This is a genomic window from Vibrio sp. QJM3NY_26 (assembly GCF_057786005.1).
In genome coordinates this window covers 1,301,887-1,317,566 of record NZ_CM173516.1, presented here as the reverse complement: position 1 = coordinate 1,317,566, position 15,680 = coordinate 1,301,887, and the positions used below count along the sequence as shown (strand labels likewise).

Sequence of the window (15,680 nt, the reverse complement as noted above, 5' to 3'; positions counted from 1 at the left end):
CGTTATGACTATTCACACTAAACAATACCGAGACAATCATTGCGTTGATTCAAGTCGCAATCTCTCTGAGGAAAAACGTATGTCTGTACAAAGCACTTGGAACATGAAGAAGTCACTAGCCGTTATTTTAGCTGCAGCTCCATTAGTACTAGCCGGTTGTGGGGGCGGCGGTGGAGGCGGAAGTGCATCTACTCCATCGCCATCGACACCTGCAACCCCTTCGACTCCGGTAACAGCAACGCCTTCGCCGTCTCCCGCCACAAGTACGGTAGCTGCGCAAAGCTATACGATGAGTGATTTGGTGGTACCTGACGGGTTTGACTACAGCTCTGTTGAACAATTTGATCTCGACATCGACATCAGCAGCATTTCGACAGACCGTTCTTTTGTGACCGTTTATAGCCGATTTAGTACAAGAGATGACTCAACCTTGAAGCCGGATTACTCCAGTAAAGTCATTGCAGGTCCACTAGACAATGGTGTGTTCGCCTCCAACTTTGCAGCACCGGTAAACCATGAAGTACTCTTGATAGAGATTTGGTTCTACGATGGTCAGCCTCCATTACAACAAGTGGTTTCTAGCGGTGATTCTCAGATTGCCTGGCAGTAAGTCATTAACAGCAGGTAAGTCATTAACAGCAGGTAAGTCGTTTAACAGCAGGTAACTTGTCGTTAGCGAGGTCTATGACGAAACAGATTCAAAATTGATTCTTTGTAGGTAGAAAGTGAGCAGAAATGCTCACTTCTTTGTTTTCGCCGATGAGCGGTTAATTCAGTTTTCTTAGCCAATAGCATTCACTTTTCCGCCAATCTCACTTATATTTTTCAATATAACCTTCAAAGACTTACTCTCATGAAACAGTTTAAAATAGGTCTATTTATATTGATGTGTGGTGTGGGGGTGCTATTGGCCCTTACCTATTTCCCGCTAACATCTGAGACGGGACAACGCATTCAAGCCAAAGTGATTTCGAACACGCTCACTCAGTCCTTAGATGGACACAGGCGTTATCTTACGGTTCAGACAAAAGATAATGACGTATTTCGCGTCTCTATTGCTCCAACCACAGACTGCCCTATTGATTCTGTGGTTGCGCTTGATACATTAAACAATCAAATAACCGGACAAAGCAGTTATCAGTTCATCCACTGTCGAGCTGCACAGTAGTAATCGATGCAACAACTGTATTAGCTAAAACAACCGTAATCGCTATAACAACAAGAATGGATATAACAATAATGAATCAGCCACTCATCTCACCACAACAACTTCAACAACGTTTGCTAGCAGAAGACAATATCACCCTCCTCGACGCCAGTATCGAGTTTCAAATTCCAAGCGAGTCAGAGAAGGTCAAAGGACAAATGATTCCTGGGGCTATTCGTTTTGACTACGACAAAGACTTTTGTAACAAGCATACTCTGCTTCCTCACATGTTCCCGACCGAAAAACACTTCAACATACGTGCACAAGAAATTGGCATCAATCAAGACAGTACGATTGTGGTTTACGATAACGCCGGAACCTTCGCTTCGCCCCGTGCGTGGTGGATGTTTATGGCAATGGGACACAACGACGTATACATCTTAGATGGTGGTTTACCAGCGTGGATCAAAGCCGGTTACGCGACAGAGACTGACTATCGAACCGAAGTGAAAACGGGCAACTTTGAAGGCAATATTCAAGACAACTATTTTGTAACTGCTCATCAGATTGAAAGTTACTCAACTGACAAGAGCGCAAACATTGTAGATGCGCGTTCTCAAGCTCGCTTCGATTCAGAAGTTCCTGAACCACGTGAAGGTTTACGCAGTGGCCACATCCCAAACTCACTTTGCTTACCGTTCGCTCAGGTATTAAATGATGGCAAATTAAGAACTCAACAAGAGTTAATTGAGATATTTTCCACCATAGAGATCGCCCCTTCTCAACCTATGTTCTTTAGCTGTGGCTCTGGAGTAACAGCCTGCATCATATTATTGGCCGCTAAACTCGCTGGCTATACAGGTGAAATGGGCGTTTACGATGGCTCATGGACTGAGTGGGGCGCTAACGACAAACTCCCTATCGCCGTGACTAAAAAGTAATTCAACTTCGCTCAGTGCTACTGTTAATCTTACTGCTAGAACATACTACGTGCGCATAAGAAGCTTATTCACCGTGAGAATAAAACCTCATGGAGTAAGCTTTTTACTATGTAGCTAACGGCTACCTCCGCTTGAAGCCAGAGCTCGATTAGCGTTACTGCTATAAACGACGACTGTTTGCTAACTATAAACTGTGATTAACCATGGGTTATTCGTCATCAAAATTCTGAATACTAATATTTCGCTCAAGAATCTCTGCTCGTAGTCGTTACACTATTTAATCATTAATACTTTCATTATTGATATTTGTATCCTTCGTTGCATGAATCACGCTGACAATCCACTAGTTTGTCACTTGCTCTCTGTTTAAGTAGTAATTAACAAAAGGCATCTCATGGCTCTATTTAAGAAAAATATCTGGTCGCTGTATGTTCTGATCGTACTGCTTACCCTGATACTTTTCGCTGTGTTGGGCGTAAGCAAGTGGCAAGCAAACAGAGACGATTTCACGGAGCAACAGCACATTCAGGTAGAACTTTTTTCTAGCTCTGTTAGCTCGCTGATGACCAGCCAAGAAGCACTACTTGAAGTTGTTGGGCACCAGTTAGCCCAACAATCTGACTTTACTCGCACGGCTTCTATCCAGATTCGACCAATATTAGATAAGCTACTTGATACTCACCCCGCGATAGCCGCATTTGGGTTACTTAATCCTGAAGGTGATTACCTTGCAATTAGCTCAAACTTACAGCTGTCCGATCAGCATAATTTGCTTAACGACTCATACAGCAGAGATTCATTTCTCGAGGCCATGTCTAGCGAAAAAATGGTGTTGGGACGTACCTATTTCCAGGACTCACTTAACAGCCTAGTAATTCCGCTAAGAAAGTCGATTTCAATCGATGGCAAGCACGTCGATGCAGTCATGACTGCGGGTTTGCGTTTGGACAGTACGATCGTATTTGAAAGCAACGCACACGCAGGTAGCTACAACACGTTAACCTTGCTTAGAACAGACAACTATCGTCAGTTCTTTTCTAGCGACATCGAATCTCTTGACGCCTATTTGAAACCTGTTGCTCACGACCTGATGAAGCGCATTACCAAAAATTTTTTAGAACAAGTGAATGTCAGTGTCAAAGAAGCAAAAACAGGTAAAGACACGTACTCTTTCAGTATCAGTGACGACACATATCACTCGCTCGTTAGCGCTAAATACATTCCAGACTACAAGCTTTGGGTGGTCGGCCGTACAGACCTATCGCACGTCGATGTCATATTCGTAAAAGAGTTTGGCATTCTTTTTGTTGCCTTTATTTTTCTTCAATTTGGTTTCTACTTTTTAGTAAAATCGATTGCCAAAAACGAACAACGCACTCGAAGCCAACTCATCTACCAAGCGAATCATGACCCATTAACCTCTCTACCCAACCGTTTATACATGCGTAGAAACATTGGTAAATGGATTGAAGATGAGTCAGAGTCGTTCTCACTATTGTTTATCGATATCGATAACTTCAAGTGCGTCAACGATACCCACGGACACGACTTCGGTGACAAGGTGCTCAAGCAAATCGCTTTACGTTTGATGAGATTCCGCTCTCGAGTCAGCCTTTTAGTGCGCGAATCCAGTGATGAGTTTTTATTCTTAACGCCTTTATCGAATGAAGTTGAAATTAAACGACTAGCAAAGCGGATTATTGAAGTGCTGTCTCAACCTTATGAAGTCGAAAGCGCGCAGTTCTTGTTAGGTTGCAGCATTGGCGTAGCGCGTTTTCCTGAACACGGAAAAGATTTAGATAGCCTGTTACGCTCTGCCGACATTTCCATGTACAAAGCGAAGCAGCAGCAAAACTCGTACAGTATTTTTACAACGGAGATGCAAGACGCTCACCTCTACAAAATGAAAGTAGAACAGAGGCTACGTATCGCGATCGAAAAACAAACTCTGTTCATGGTTTTCCAACCACTGGTCCGTGCTGATGAAAGTATTCACGGTGTAGAAGCACTCGTTCGCTGGATTGATGCCGAGCTGGGTTTCGTTCCGCCAGATGTCTTTATACCGGTGGCTGAAAGCACTGGCTTAATGCAAAAGCTCGGCACTTTTATTATTGAGTCCAGCATTATGCAGATCGCTCATTTGCACCGAACGACGGAACAAAAGATCGGGCTTTCGATCAACATATCTGTTCGACAGTTTTCTCACCGATCTTTCTCTGAGCATTTATTTACAACGCTGGAGAAATATCAGCTCTCTGCAAGTTGTCTAACATTAGAGATCACTGAAAGCCTGTTCATTGAAGACGTAGACATAGTAAAACCAATTTTCGAGGCCTTACACGAAAAGAATATTAAAATATCTTTAGATGACTTCGGTACAGGCTATTCATCACTAAGCATGTTAAAAGCACTCCCTATCGATGAACTTAAAATCGATAAGAGCTTTATTGAGAACATTGCAGTCGATCAACAGTCTCTTACCATGGTTCAAAACATCATCGCGATAGGTAAAAATTTCGGCATGGTGGTATTGGCTGAAGGCGTAGAATCGAACGAGCACTTCGCGATTCTAAAGGCATGTGGATGTGACTTAATGCAAGGCTATTACTTCTCTCGTCCTATTCCTTACGGTGAGTTGTACGAATTTTTATCTCCAGCCTCAGTCAAGGAAGTCGAACTGGCATAAACCGCAAGTTAACCAATAGCACCACTATTTCTACCCCTGGCTATTGCGACCTCAGAGTCTAATGAACCAAGAAAGTGAATTTACTGCCATGCCCCCTCAAAAGCATGGAGGTATTCAAATATAACTCAACCTGGATCCGGTAAGTTTCTACGCCATAAGTCACTATCTAGCGTTTTTTGATACCCATAGTCATACAATTTCTGCACATACTCTAAACTAAATGAACTTAGATCATCCTTCGAAAAATCATCATCGATATAGGCAAGATTAAAACCAATTTGGTTACGCTCACTGTAGTTATAAATATGCTCTATATCACCGATACTTTGACGACGAATCAATATTGATAACGCACGATAAGAAACTGATGTTAAGCCATTCTCTATCTCTTCAAACTCAGGTTTAAGAAAACCATTACGTATAACGTAAATGTTCTTTTCTATATTTTTGGGAACAAAGGTTTTTTGGAAACCCTGTGGAATAAGAAAGACCTGCCTTGAAACACCTCCATCCACATGCAATTCGTCGACCGTTCCCCCTCGATATGGCAATGTAATTCGAGTGGCAGGGAATAGCCCAGGAACGGCACTGCTCGCAATAATGATATCTTGTATCAACTGCTGGGCTTGAGGCGTTCCGATCTGGGCAATTTTTCCAACGTCCCAAATCGCCATTTTTTCATTGTCTAAGCTTGTTGTCGCGATAAGTAATATCCGCCCTTTGCTTCTCTCAACAGCAAGTTGATTGACCATTATAGCGTCGACAGCATCACGGACTTTGAATTCAAAACCACTAACATCCACCATTGAATTTCGAAAAGGTAACTGAAAAATTGAGTTACGTTTAAACATTTCATCGGCTGTCGTTCGCGTATAGTAACCCTTCAGTTTTTGATCGTATTCACTGCCTAAAAATGCAAATATCGACACAATCGCACCCGTTGATACCCCTGTAACAACATCAAATTCGGGTCGAGTTCCACTTTCACTCCATGCGTTCAAAACGCCCGCGGAGAAAGCCCCATTAAACCCACCCCCTGACAGCGCAAGATGGTTTACCTGCCCGGACTTGTTACTGTGCTCAACAAGAGATTCTATAGCGTGACTAAAGTCGTAATTATCAGTCGAGATAACGGACTCATCCCAAAACCTCAAACCCGGCGTGTCTAAGGGGTTTAACTGCTCGGAATTTAATAAGACGTTACGTTCAGGTGTATAGGCGCAACCCGATACCAACAACACGAATATTACGATAATGAACAACGCAGGTTTTGGTGTCATCAATGCTGTGTCTCTTTCAGGCGGCTTATACAGCACGATTTACCACCTTATACTCGAGTATTTTCTGCATCAATAAGATAAATAGAGCGCTGATCACTACTGCGATAAAAATAGAGCTAAATCGATATAAAATCGAGAAAAAGGCATCTTGTTCACCGGGAATAAGCACGGTTGTCAACGGCACCGTTAATGAAGCCATCGCAGAAGATGCTAAGGCCGACTTGAGCTTGCCTTGTGTGTGCCAATAACAAAATGGTCCCATCGCAATCGTGAATAAAAGCCAGTATAAAAATGCATTTGCGTACCATTGCCCTAATGTTAACTGCACCACTAAGCCTGCAGCACATCCTGCGGCAGTGCCAATCACTCTCACTTTGGCCATATCGACCGCGCCAGTACAAGTTAAAGGAGCTAAAATCACCAATATTGATGCGTAAGCCGCTGATGAGTCATACAGATCGACCACTTGGAAAACAATAAAAGATAGCATCACGACAACCCAAATCACCATAATTTGCGTGATGTCATACTGAATAGGGAGTTCTACCTCACCTTTCAGATTATCAGCGGGTTGATCTTGCTGCTGTTGATGTACCTCTTGCCGTTGCTGATATTGCTCATCACAAATCGGATCAGGAAAGAGCCAATACGCTATTGAACAGATAACAATATTCAATAAGCAATAAACCCCAATGGTAATAGAGATCTGCTCGACATCGATAAAGTCATAGCTACTTAGATGCAGTAATATAGAGACGACAATTAAGCCCATATAACCGACGACAAAGGTCTGCTTTTTTGTCATGGCGATACATTTAAACAAGAACATCACGGCCACAGCAGTCAGTAAAATAAGGGGATAGCTACCTAAGACTCCCCACAACACATTGGCCTGAATGATTGACCAAATAGCACTGACGAAAATGATCAGTAACAATGGCAAGTTCAAGCTATCGCTGATACTAAGGACAAAAAGAGGCAGCAAAATTGCCAAGAAACCCAGCTCCCAACCCATGGCCATACTAACAGCCAGACCAAAAGAACAACCAAACCATATTCGAAGTGTCTTCATCGCAACCGCCTAATAGATGAAATGAAACCAACTAATCAAACGGATACGCGTTTTTGCTACGAATCGCCAAAAACGGTTGTCGTTTGAATATAAAGCAAGCGTTGCGCGCGAACCTACGAATAACGGGCTTGGCAGTGCATCATCGCTTTGTAGGTTAATTCGAGTGCGCTGTGCATCTCGTACCCAACGGTTGTTCCCTTCAATCTGAGTCAATGTACCATTTGGATTTTGGTGTCCAGAAGCGACACCTAAGTCTCGACTCGCTACGCTGTAGTCAAAGATCTTCCCGGGATGAGCATCAAACGTAACCAGCGCTCGATAACGTTCTTGTACGTGAGCGACTGACTTTTCTCTGAAGTCTGCAGCGACCCACATAGAACCGTCAGAGATTAAGGTAATCAGCGGCATATTCGCGTTCGCCATTGCGCCAACTTCTAAACGCAAGTTAGTCACTACCCCCGCACTTTGTGAACGTACCGTCGTATTAGTCAAATCAAGCTTTGCTTGTCTTACACGGTTTTCAGCTAACAAGACATCTGTTGTTGGTATACCCGGCTCTCCTAAGCGCGCAACTAAAGTACCAAGATGATGTTGCTCAATTTCAAGAACTGAACTTGCCACTTGATACTGCTTGAACACATTATCCAAATTCGACTTTGATACGGCTTGGCTCTTAGCAAGCTCAGCAACTCGTTGGTAATCTGCACGCGCGTTTTCGTAGCCTGCTTCAGCTCTGGAGATACTGGCCATCGCCATCTTCTTTTGAGCGTATAGAGATCTTTCCTGCTCTTGAGCTGCTTTCAATGCGAGTTCAGCTTGCTCTAGTGCTATAACATATTTACCAGGGTCAAGAACAAACAAGATATCGTCCTTGTCTACCGCTTCGTTGTTTTTGACGAGGACTTCTGTGACCCTGCTAGTCACTTCAGGCGCGACTTGCACAACTTGACCATAAACACGTCCCTCTGTCGTAAAAGGAGCTCGACGATCAGCGACAATTAAATACACAAACGAGACAATAAACACGCTACCCAAAATTTTCATGACGCGTTGAAATACTTGCTTTTGCTGCATGATTTATCCTAAGCCTAAAGATTTTGTGCAATTATAGTCATAACAAGGTCATTCTGGTATGCTCATAAAAAGCCCCCATTTGAGCTAAAAATAGGACAATGAAAGCAAATTTTGACGATATCCGACTTTTTTCACAAGTCGTACTTCATGGCGGAATAAGTGCTGCAGCTAAAGCAAACGATATGCAGCGTTCCAAGGTTAGTCGTCGCCTAAAAGCTTTAGAATTTTCGTTGGGTTCAGAGTTGCTTATTCGCACGACACGCAATATTGAATTGACAGAATCTGGGAGACATTTTTACGAATTGGTGGCTAAGCAGGTTTATCATATCGAACAAGGAGTAGAAGCTTTACAGGAGAGCCAGAGAGATTTTAATGGTCTTTTACGTCTTGCGATTCCTTCGGCTTTGATGAGCTCAAGCATCTTTAACTCAACTATTGATGACTACTCAGCACAATTTCCCAACGTACAAATAGAAATTGAAAATCACCAAGACAGTGTAGATTTAAAACGATATGGTTTTGATCTACAAATACTACCTAATGTTGTTGAAGTCATTGATGATAGTTATATTCAGTTTAACTTACTGCAGTACGGATCTCGGCTCGTAGCGACCAAAAAATACCTAGAATCTCACCCATTCTGTGATACGTTAAATGACCTGAAACTCCATCGTATTTTATCCAATAGATACAGTGCAGACTTTCTTGATAAGTCCATTAAAGTACACTTAAAATCTGATGACCTAAACCTCTTACTCAAGTTAGCCTTACAACACCGCGGTATTGCTTTTCTACCTGATATATACCTGACACGTTCGGTTGACGATTCGAGCCTAGTACATGTATTACCCGATGTTGTTTTCCCAAAATTGAGCTTAACTATGCTCTACCCGTCTGCCAATTCTTTATCAAAAAAGACCCGTTCCTTTATCGACTTATTCAAGCTCAATTTAGAACAGAGTATTTCAATAGGTTAGAGGTCACCCTGACTATAATAAAGTTAATTTTATCAGTGTTTTACATCTAAATTATAAACAGAAATGCAAAACGGGAACCTAGATAGATTCCAGTTTTAGTGACGAATGAAGCTCATTTTCGTAAGAACAACAAGGGATAGGACAATAAAGTATATCTCCTTTGTCTTCTCTTTAGTTTTTATCAATCAGTTCAACATGCTTCATCTGCTCATCCAAGTTAAGTACCGTTAATGCATTACTTACACTGGTCGCAATCACGTCAACCACGCCAGTTCTTAACGCACCTAACAGAGCTAATGGCTTACTGTTCTCGGCAGCAATGGCGATTACTTCAGCGATAGGACGAAACTCTTCCAAACCTAAGCCGATGACTCGATCACTCATTACTGTGTTTGCTGCTTTGCCGTGTACGTCGAAAAAGTCATAACCCGCAAAGTCACCGACGACACCTTGTAGTAAACGAGACTGTACTACCTCACCCGCGGTAAACCAACCTAAGTCGACCATATAGCTGTTTTCACTCATATCACCGATACCCACTAATGCGACATCCGCTTTACGAGCTAGATCCAGTGTTTGCTTAACAGTACTGTTTTCCATAAAAGCGGTTTTTTGTGCTTTATTCTCTGCATAAGCAGGCGCATATAAAGTTTCTGATGAACCACCGTACTTCTTAGCTAGTTGTCTACATATATGGTCGGCATTAAACATACCGCCTCTTGGGTGAATACCGCCGATACCACATACAAACTTACAGTCACGCGGTGTAATCACCCCAGTATGGTGAGCAACCGACGATACGTTTCGACCTTGGCCTACTGTCACCACCATGCCGTTTTTCAGTGTACTGGTAAGATAGTTAGAGACTAAACCAGCCACTTGCAGTCGTTGCTTCTCTTCATTCGGTTGGTCTAGTGCAACCAGTGCCCGCTTCACGCCAAAGCGCTCGATCAAACGTTGTTCGATCTTCGCACTGAATACAGGATGGTATTTCACTGTAATCTCGACAATCCCTTCATCGCGAGCTTGCTTGAGCATTCGACCAACCTTTGCACGAGAGATAGAGAACTTTTTAGAGATCTCTTCCTGGGTGGCACCATCTTGATAGTAAGCAACCGCTACTTCAGTGAGGAGATCAGTGTTTTCTTCGGAAACATCTTGGATATTCTTACTCATATACCACTCAACCAATATTTAACAATTATTTTACCTGCTGTACTTCCTAATATAGGAGAGCTCAGTAAGTGATACACAAGCTTACACCCTGAACATATGTAACAACAAGGAACATTTGCTCAGCGTCATAACCATAGTTTCGTTGTTGATTAATTCACATCACTTTGTTCGTTAAACGTTTGCTTGCATACCCCATGATTACTAGAGCGAAATATATTTGACTGAAGTCACCATACGGCACTATTTACCGTTGACTTTGGGGCTAGATCGGATAAATATGGCTACATCATTTACTCATCGAGCGAACAAATGTTCTGTGCAAATGTTCGTTCGGAGAAAAATTTAAATTAATGTAAGTTAGGCTCACTGGTACAACCATGAGGAACTTCATTAGTTCGCTTGCAAATGCCCACACCTCCCATTAAAGGGGTGTTCTGCGATACATAGGATGATCAAAATGAGCAATAAATTAGAGCAACTTCGTAAACTAACAACTGTTGTAGCTGACACTGGCGATATCGAAGCTATCAGCAAGTACACTCCGGAAGATGCAACAACTAACCCATCTCTAATTCTTAAAGCCGCTCAAATTGCTGAGTACGCACCTCTAATCGATGCTTCTATCGAATACGCTAAAGCGCAAAGCGCTGATAAAGCACAACAAGTTCAAGACACTTGTGACATGCTTAACGTGAACATCGGTAAAGAAATCCTTAACGTTGTACCTGGCCGTATCTCTACTGAAGTAGATGCTCGTCTTTCTTACGACATGGAAGGCAGCGTTGCTAAAGCTCGTCAACTTATCAAAATGTACAACGACGCTGGCATCACTAACGACCGCATCCTTATCAAACTGGCTTCTACTTGGGAAGGCATCCGTGCTGCTGAAATCCTAGAGAAAGAAGGCATCAACTGTAACCTAACGCTTCTATTCTCTTTCGCTCAAGCTCGTGCTTGTGCTGAAGCTGGCGTATTCCTTATCTCTCCTTTCGTTGGTCGCATCATGGACTGGTACAAAGCGAAAGAAGGTCGCGATTTCGAAGCTTCAGAAGATCCAGGCGTAATCTCTGTTTCAGACATCTACAACTACTACAAAGAGCACGGTTACAAGACTGTTGTTATGGGCGCAAGCTTCCGTAACATCGGTGAGATCCTTGAACTTGCTGGCTGTGACCGTCTAACTATCGCTCCTCAACTTCTAGCTGACCTAGAAGCAGCTGAAGGCGAAGTAGTAGAGAAGCTAATCGACTCTAACGGTACTAAAGAGCGTCCTGCTGCAATGACTCACGCTGAGTTCCTATGGGATCACAACCAAGACCCAATGGCTGTAGAGAAGCTAGCTGAAGGCATCCGCAACTTCGCCGTTGACCAAGGCAAACTAGAAGACATGATCGCAGCTAAGCTGTAATCACTACTGAATAAATAAGAGGAACGAATTTCGTTCCTCTTTTACATCTATCCACGAATTTTTAATTTCGAATCAATTTTGGAAGCAATTATGAACCGCAAACATCTAGCTAACGCGATCCGTGCTCTAAGCATGGACGGCGTACAACAAGCAAACTCTGGTCACCCTGGCGCACCTATGGGCATGGCTGACATCGCTGAAGTACTTTGGCGCTCTCACCTAAACCACAACCCGTCAAACCCAGAGTGGGCTGACCGTGACCGTTTTATCCTGTCTAACGGCCACGGCTCTATGCTGATTTACTCTCTGCTTCACCTAGCAGGTTACGAGCTTTCAATTGAAGACCTTAAGAACTTCCGTCAACTGCACTCTAAGACTCCAGGTCACCCAGAGTACGGCTACGCACCAGGTATAGAAACAACGACTGGTCCTCTAGGTCAAGGCATCACTAACGCTGTTGGTATGGCGATGGCTGAGAAAGCGCTGGCAGCACAGTTCAACAAAGAAGGCCACGACATCGTAGACCACTACACTTATGCATTCATGGGTGATGGCTGTCTGATGGAAGGTATTTCTCACGAAGCATGTTCTCTAGCAGGTACGCTAGGTCTTGGTAAGCTGGTTGCTTTCTGGGATGACAACGGCATCTCTATCGATGGCGAAGTTGAAGGTTGGTTCTCTGACGATACGCCTAAGCGTTTTGAAGCTTACGGCTGGCACGTAATCCCAGCAGTTGATGGTCACGATGCTGACGCTATCAACGCAGCTATCGAAGCAGCTAAAGCGGATCCTCGTCCTACTCTAATCTGTACTAAAACTGTAATCGGCTTTGGTTCTCCAAACAAAGCAGGTACGCACGACTGTCACGGTGCACCATTAGGCGCTGATGAAATCGCAGCAACTCGTAAGCAACTAGGTTGGGAGCACGGTCCTTTTGAAATTCCGTCGGAAGTTTACTCAGAGTGGGATGCGAAAGAAGCAGGCGCAGCTAAGGAAGCAGCGTGGAACGAGAAACTTGCAGCTTATGAAGCAGCATACCCTGAGCTGGCAGCTGAATTCAAACGCCGCGTAAACGGTGATCTTCCTGCTGAATGGGAAGAGAAAGCATCGGCAATCATCGCTGATCTTCAAGCTAACCCAGCAAACATCGCATCACGTAAAGCATCTCAAAATGCACTAGAAGCTTTCGGTGCTATGCTACCTGAATTCATGGGCGGCTCTGCTGACCTTGCGCCTTCTAACCTAACTATGTGGTCTGGTTCTAAGTCTCTTGAAGCAAATGACTTCTCTGGTAACTACATCCACTACGGTGTACGTGAATTCGGTATGACGGCTATCATGAACGGTATCGCTCTGCACGGTGGTTTCGTACCATACGGCGCAACGTTCCTAATGTTCATGGAATACGCACGTAACGCAATGCGTATGGCTGCTCTGATGAAGACTCAGAACATCCAAGTTTACACGCACGATTCTATCGGCCTAGGCGAAGATGGTCCTACTCACCAACCGGTTGAGCAGATCGCATCTCTACGTCTGACTCCAAACATGAGCACATGGCGCCCATGTGACCAAGTTGAGTCTGCTGTTGCTTGGAAACTGGCAATCGAGCGTAAAGATGGTCCTTCTGCACTTATCTTCTCTCGTCAAAACCTAGCACAACAAGATCGTGACGCTGAGCAAGTAGCAAACATCGCTAAGGGTGGTTACATCCTGAAAGATTGTGCTGGCAAGCCAGAGCTAATCATCATTGCAACGGGTTCTGAAGTTGAGCTAGCGGTTAGCGCTGCTGCTGAACTAACAGCTGAAGGTAAAGCGGTACGCGTAGTATCTATGCCTGCAACTGACGCTTTCGATAAGCAAGACGCTGAATACCGTGAGTCTGTGCTTCCAGCTGACGTAACAGCACGTATCGCAGTAGAAGCTGGCATCGCTGACTTCTGGTACAAGTACGTTGGCTTCGGTGGCAAGATCATCGGCATGACAACGTTCGGCGAATCTGCACCAGCAGGCGAGCTATTCAAGATGTTCGGTTTCACTACTGAAAACGTAGTAAACACAGCAAAAGAGATTCTTGCTTAGTCTGCTAATCCGTTAGCTGATTTCTAAGCACATAATAGAAAGCCCTACTCTTTTGAGTAGGGCTTTTTTGTATCTGTTGCCTGTTAATCTGTTATCTGTTCTTTTAGCTCACAAAAAAGCCCTGCAAATTTCGCAAGGCTTTCTCTTATCTCTCATTCAGCTTGTCTTTAACGGTTATTTCTCTTCGAAGCGCTTCGCCAAGTGATAGAACTCATTCACTTGCTCTTTTAGCTCAGTGGAGTGATCTTTCACGGAATGTGTTGCCACTAAGTTTTGCTCGGCGGTCGACGCGATAGACTGCATATGCAGGTTTACATCACTCGATAGCTGACGCTGTTTATGCGCGGAGCTTTCAACCGACTGCATCAAATCGTTCATCGATTGCATTAAGGTTTCGACTTCAGACAAGCGCTCTGCACTCACCTTCGCCACATCCCCACACGCGTCCGTTTGCTCTCGGTTCGCCAGAATATCCTTTTGCCAGCCTTCAATCGTCGCTAGCATGGTGTCGATACTCTCTTTGATCTGAACCGTCGCCTTTGACGTGCGACCCGATAGTGCACGTACTTCGTCGGCAACCACCGCAAAGCCTCGCCCTTGCTCGCCCGCTCTAGCCGCTTCAATTGCTGCGTTTAGTGCCAATAAGTTGGTCTGTTCGGCGATTCCACCAATCTCTTCCATTATCTTGCTGACACTTTGCGCTTGGTCGCTCAATTGGTAAGTCGTTTGAGTCGCCTTTTCAGCCTGTGAAGCCAAGCTTTCGAGGTTACGGTGTGTTTGATTAATACTCTCTTTCGCACCCGCACAGGTTTGCAGAGTAACGTCGACAATTTGATGCGCTTCTTCGGTACGAGATGACACTTCATTCGCGGTTACTTCAACTTCTTCAGTCGCCTCTCGTACTTGAAGGATGTCTTTTGTTTGTTGGTCTAAGGCTTCTGATACTTCAAATGACGTGGCATTCAGGTTGTCCGCCAAATCCTGCAGTGGCTTGGCTGAGTCTGTCATACGGCCTAACACTGTTCTGATTCGAGCAGACAGCAACTTCAGATGGAAATCGGCAATAGAGAACTGACTATTGCCTGAATAGACAAGGCGACTGACACTATCGAATTTAGATTGCAGCTTTTTTAACTGCAATGGAGTATCAATGAGCTCTTGTCGGAAAAGCAATGCTAATGCGGAAACAGGAAGTAAGCTCAATAACCATTGCGATACTTGCCCTACTTCGATTAGGTTTGAAATCAAAGGGGCAGCTAAAGAACCGAGTAACACTGCGTAACGAACACTGTCACTGATCTGTAACGACCATTGACGACCCGACTTCTCAGCCTTCAATAAGCTTTGGTAAGCCTTATCCGCGACTTGTACCCATTCGTTTTTAGGCTTAACACGAACCGATTGGTAGCCACTCACCTTCCCGCCATCATAAATAGGGGTAACGTAAGCATCAACCCAGTAGTAACCACCAGATTGGGTTTTATTTTTTACGATACCGCGCCACGCTTTACCCTGCTTTAGGTTAACCCACATATCGGCAAAAGCCGCTTTCGGCATATCATTATGCCTCACGATATTGTGGTGTTGCCCTAGCAATTCTTGTTGGCTGTATTCTGCGATGCGACAAAAAGCATCATTACTGTAAGTAATCACACCTTTAAGGTCGGTAGTCGAGACAAGTTGTTCGTTTTCGCTTAGAAGCGTTTCACGAGATTGAGAAGATGAACTGACAGTCATTTATATTAACTTTTGTTAATTATTGTTTTAGGCGAGGAATATATACAATTATTAAAGTTATGACAAAATGTGAACGTCACATTTTATGTAAATGCCTGCT

12 protein-coding genes are annotated in these 15,680 nt (G+C 43.9%); 7 read left to right on the top strand and 5 right to left on the bottom strand.

Translation table 11 applies throughout. The annotated features are described in order from the left end of the window. Positions 1 to 4 precede the first annotated feature (4 nt). The 4 genes from AC3CH4_RS21200 to AC3CH4_RS21185 all read left to right on the top strand — a co-directional run bounded on the left by AC3CH4_RS21200 (position 5) and on the right by AC3CH4_RS21185 (position 4,774). On the top strand, positions 5 to 610 hold the full coding sequence (locus AC3CH4_RS21200; protein ID WP_473578420.1) for a hypothetical protein: 606 nt from the start codon (positions 5 to 7) through the stop codon (positions 608 to 610). A 243-nt stretch (positions 611 to 853) separates the two neighbouring features. Further along, entirely contained in the window at positions 854 to 1,168 is a 315-nt protein-coding gene (locus AC3CH4_RS21195) for a hypothetical protein (RefSeq protein WP_146457673.1), read from the top strand. Between the two features lie 71 nt (positions 1,169 to 1,239). Beyond that, complete coding sequence (locus AC3CH4_RS21190; RefSeq protein ID WP_488543753.1) at positions 1,240 to 2,088, top strand: sulfurtransferase; 849 nt, start codon at positions 1,240 to 1,242, stop codon at positions 2,086 to 2,088. A gap of 394 nt (positions 2,089 to 2,482) precedes the next feature. Further along, positions 2,483 to 4,774, top strand: coding sequence for a putative bifunctional diguanylate cyclase/phosphodiesterase (locus AC3CH4_RS21185; protein WP_488543752.1), 2,292 nt, complete (start codon positions 2,483 to 2,485; stop codon positions 4,772 to 4,774). Between the two features lie 125 nt (positions 4,775 to 4,899). Here AC3CH4_RS21185 and AC3CH4_RS21180 read toward each other — a convergent pair whose 3' ends face one another. The 3 genes from AC3CH4_RS21180 to AC3CH4_RS21170 are packed head-to-tail and all read right to left on the bottom strand — an operon-like array spanning position 4,900 to position 8,200. Continuing rightward, the gene (locus tag AC3CH4_RS21180; RefSeq protein WP_488519033.1) at positions 4,900 to 6,090 is read right to left on the bottom strand and encodes a patatin-like phospholipase family protein; all 1,191 of its coding nucleotides are present in this window, start codon (positions 6,088 to 6,090) and stop codon (positions 4,900 to 4,902) included. Next, on the bottom strand, positions 6,080 to 7,126 hold the full coding sequence (locus AC3CH4_RS21175) for a DUF2955 domain-containing protein (RefSeq protein WP_488519032.1): 1,047 nt from the start codon (positions 7,124 to 7,126) through the stop codon (positions 6,080 to 6,082). The genes AC3CH4_RS21180 and AC3CH4_RS21175 overlap by 11 nt, the downstream gene beginning before the upstream one ends. Before the next feature lie 9 nt (positions 7,127 to 7,135). Continuing rightward, positions 7,136 to 8,200: an HlyD family secretion protein gene (locus AC3CH4_RS21170; RefSeq protein WP_488519031.1), complete on the bottom strand. Its 1,065-nt coding sequence runs from the start codon at positions 8,198 to 8,200 to the stop codon at positions 7,136 to 7,138. A gap of 98 nt (positions 8,201 to 8,298) precedes the next feature. Here AC3CH4_RS21170 and AC3CH4_RS21165 point away from each other — a divergent pair, with 98 nt between their 5' ends. Next, positions 8,299 to 9,177, top strand: a complete 879-nt coding sequence (locus tag AC3CH4_RS21165) for a LysR family transcriptional regulator (protein ID WP_488519030.1) — start codon at positions 8,299 to 8,301, stop codon at positions 9,175 to 9,177. Between the two features lie 171 nt (positions 9,178 to 9,348). On the opposite strand, the gene AC3CH4_RS21160 is transcribed toward AC3CH4_RS21165, so the two are convergent. Further along, positions 9,349 to 10,353 (bottom strand): sugar-binding transcriptional regulator, encoded by a 1,005-nt coding sequence (locus AC3CH4_RS21160; protein ID WP_054545652.1) that lies wholly within the window; start codon positions 10,351 to 10,353, stop codon positions 9,349 to 9,351. Positions 10,354 to 10,810: 457 nt separating this feature from the next. On the opposite strand from AC3CH4_RS21160, the gene tal reads away from it, so the two are divergent. Further along, on the top strand, positions 10,811 to 11,761 hold the full coding sequence (gene tal, locus AC3CH4_RS21155; RefSeq protein ID WP_029224345.1) for a transaldolase: 951 nt from the start codon (positions 10,811 to 10,813) through the stop codon (positions 11,759 to 11,761). A gap of 90 nt (positions 11,762 to 11,851) precedes the next feature. Then, complete coding sequence (gene tkt / locus AC3CH4_RS21150) at positions 11,852 to 13,843, top strand: transketolase (RefSeq protein WP_065207112.1); 1,992 nt, start codon at positions 11,852 to 11,854, stop codon at positions 13,841 to 13,843. 174 nt (positions 13,844 to 14,017) lie between these two features. Here the strand turns inward: tkt and AC3CH4_RS21145 are convergent, their stop codons facing one another. Next, complete coding sequence (locus AC3CH4_RS21145; RefSeq protein WP_237288766.1) at positions 14,018 to 15,580, bottom strand: methyl-accepting chemotaxis protein; 1,563 nt, start codon at positions 15,578 to 15,580, stop codon at positions 14,018 to 14,020. Positions 15,581 to 15,680 lie beyond the last annotated feature (100 nt).

Excerpts from the sequence above, each read along its gene's own strand:
- AC3CH4_RS21190 (WP_488543753.1), top strand. The coding sequence starts at position 1,240 with ATGAATCAGCCACTCATCTCACCACAACAACTTCAACAACGTTTGCTA.
- tkt (WP_065207112.1), top strand. The coding sequence starts at position 11,852 with ATGAACCGCAAACATCTAGCTAACGCGATCCGTGCTCTAAGCATGGAC.
- AC3CH4_RS21160 (WP_054545652.1), bottom strand. The coding sequence starts at position 10,353 with ATGAGTAAGAATATCCAAGATGTTTCCGAAGAAAACACTGATCTCCTC.
- tal (WP_029224345.1), top strand. The coding sequence starts at position 10,811 with ATGAGCAATAAATTAGAGCAACTTCGTAAACTAACAACTGTTGTAGCT.
- AC3CH4_RS21165 (WP_488519030.1), top strand. The coding sequence starts at position 8,299 with ATGAAAGCAAATTTTGACGATATCCGACTTTTTTCACAAGTCGTACTT.
- AC3CH4_RS21175 (WP_488519032.1), bottom strand. The coding sequence starts at position 7,126 with ATGAAGACACTTCGAATATGGTTTGGTTGTTCTTTTGGTCTGGCTGTT.
- AC3CH4_RS21195 (WP_146457673.1), top strand. The coding sequence starts at position 854 with ATGAAACAGTTTAAAATAGGTCTATTTATATTGATGTGTGGTGTGGGG.
- AC3CH4_RS21145 (WP_237288766.1), bottom strand. The coding sequence starts at position 15,580 with ATGACTGTCAGTTCATCTTCTCAATCTCGTGAAACGCTTCTAAGCGAA.
- AC3CH4_RS21170 (WP_488519031.1), bottom strand. The coding sequence starts at position 8,200 with ATGCAGCAAAAGCAAGTATTTCAACGCGTCATGAAAATTTTGGGTAGC.
- AC3CH4_RS21200 (WP_473578420.1), top strand. The coding sequence starts at position 5 with ATGACTATTCACACTAAACAATACCGAGACAATCATTGCGTTGATTCA.
- AC3CH4_RS21185 (WP_488543752.1), top strand. The coding sequence starts at position 2,483 with ATGGCTCTATTTAAGAAAAATATCTGGTCGCTGTATGTTCTGATCGTA.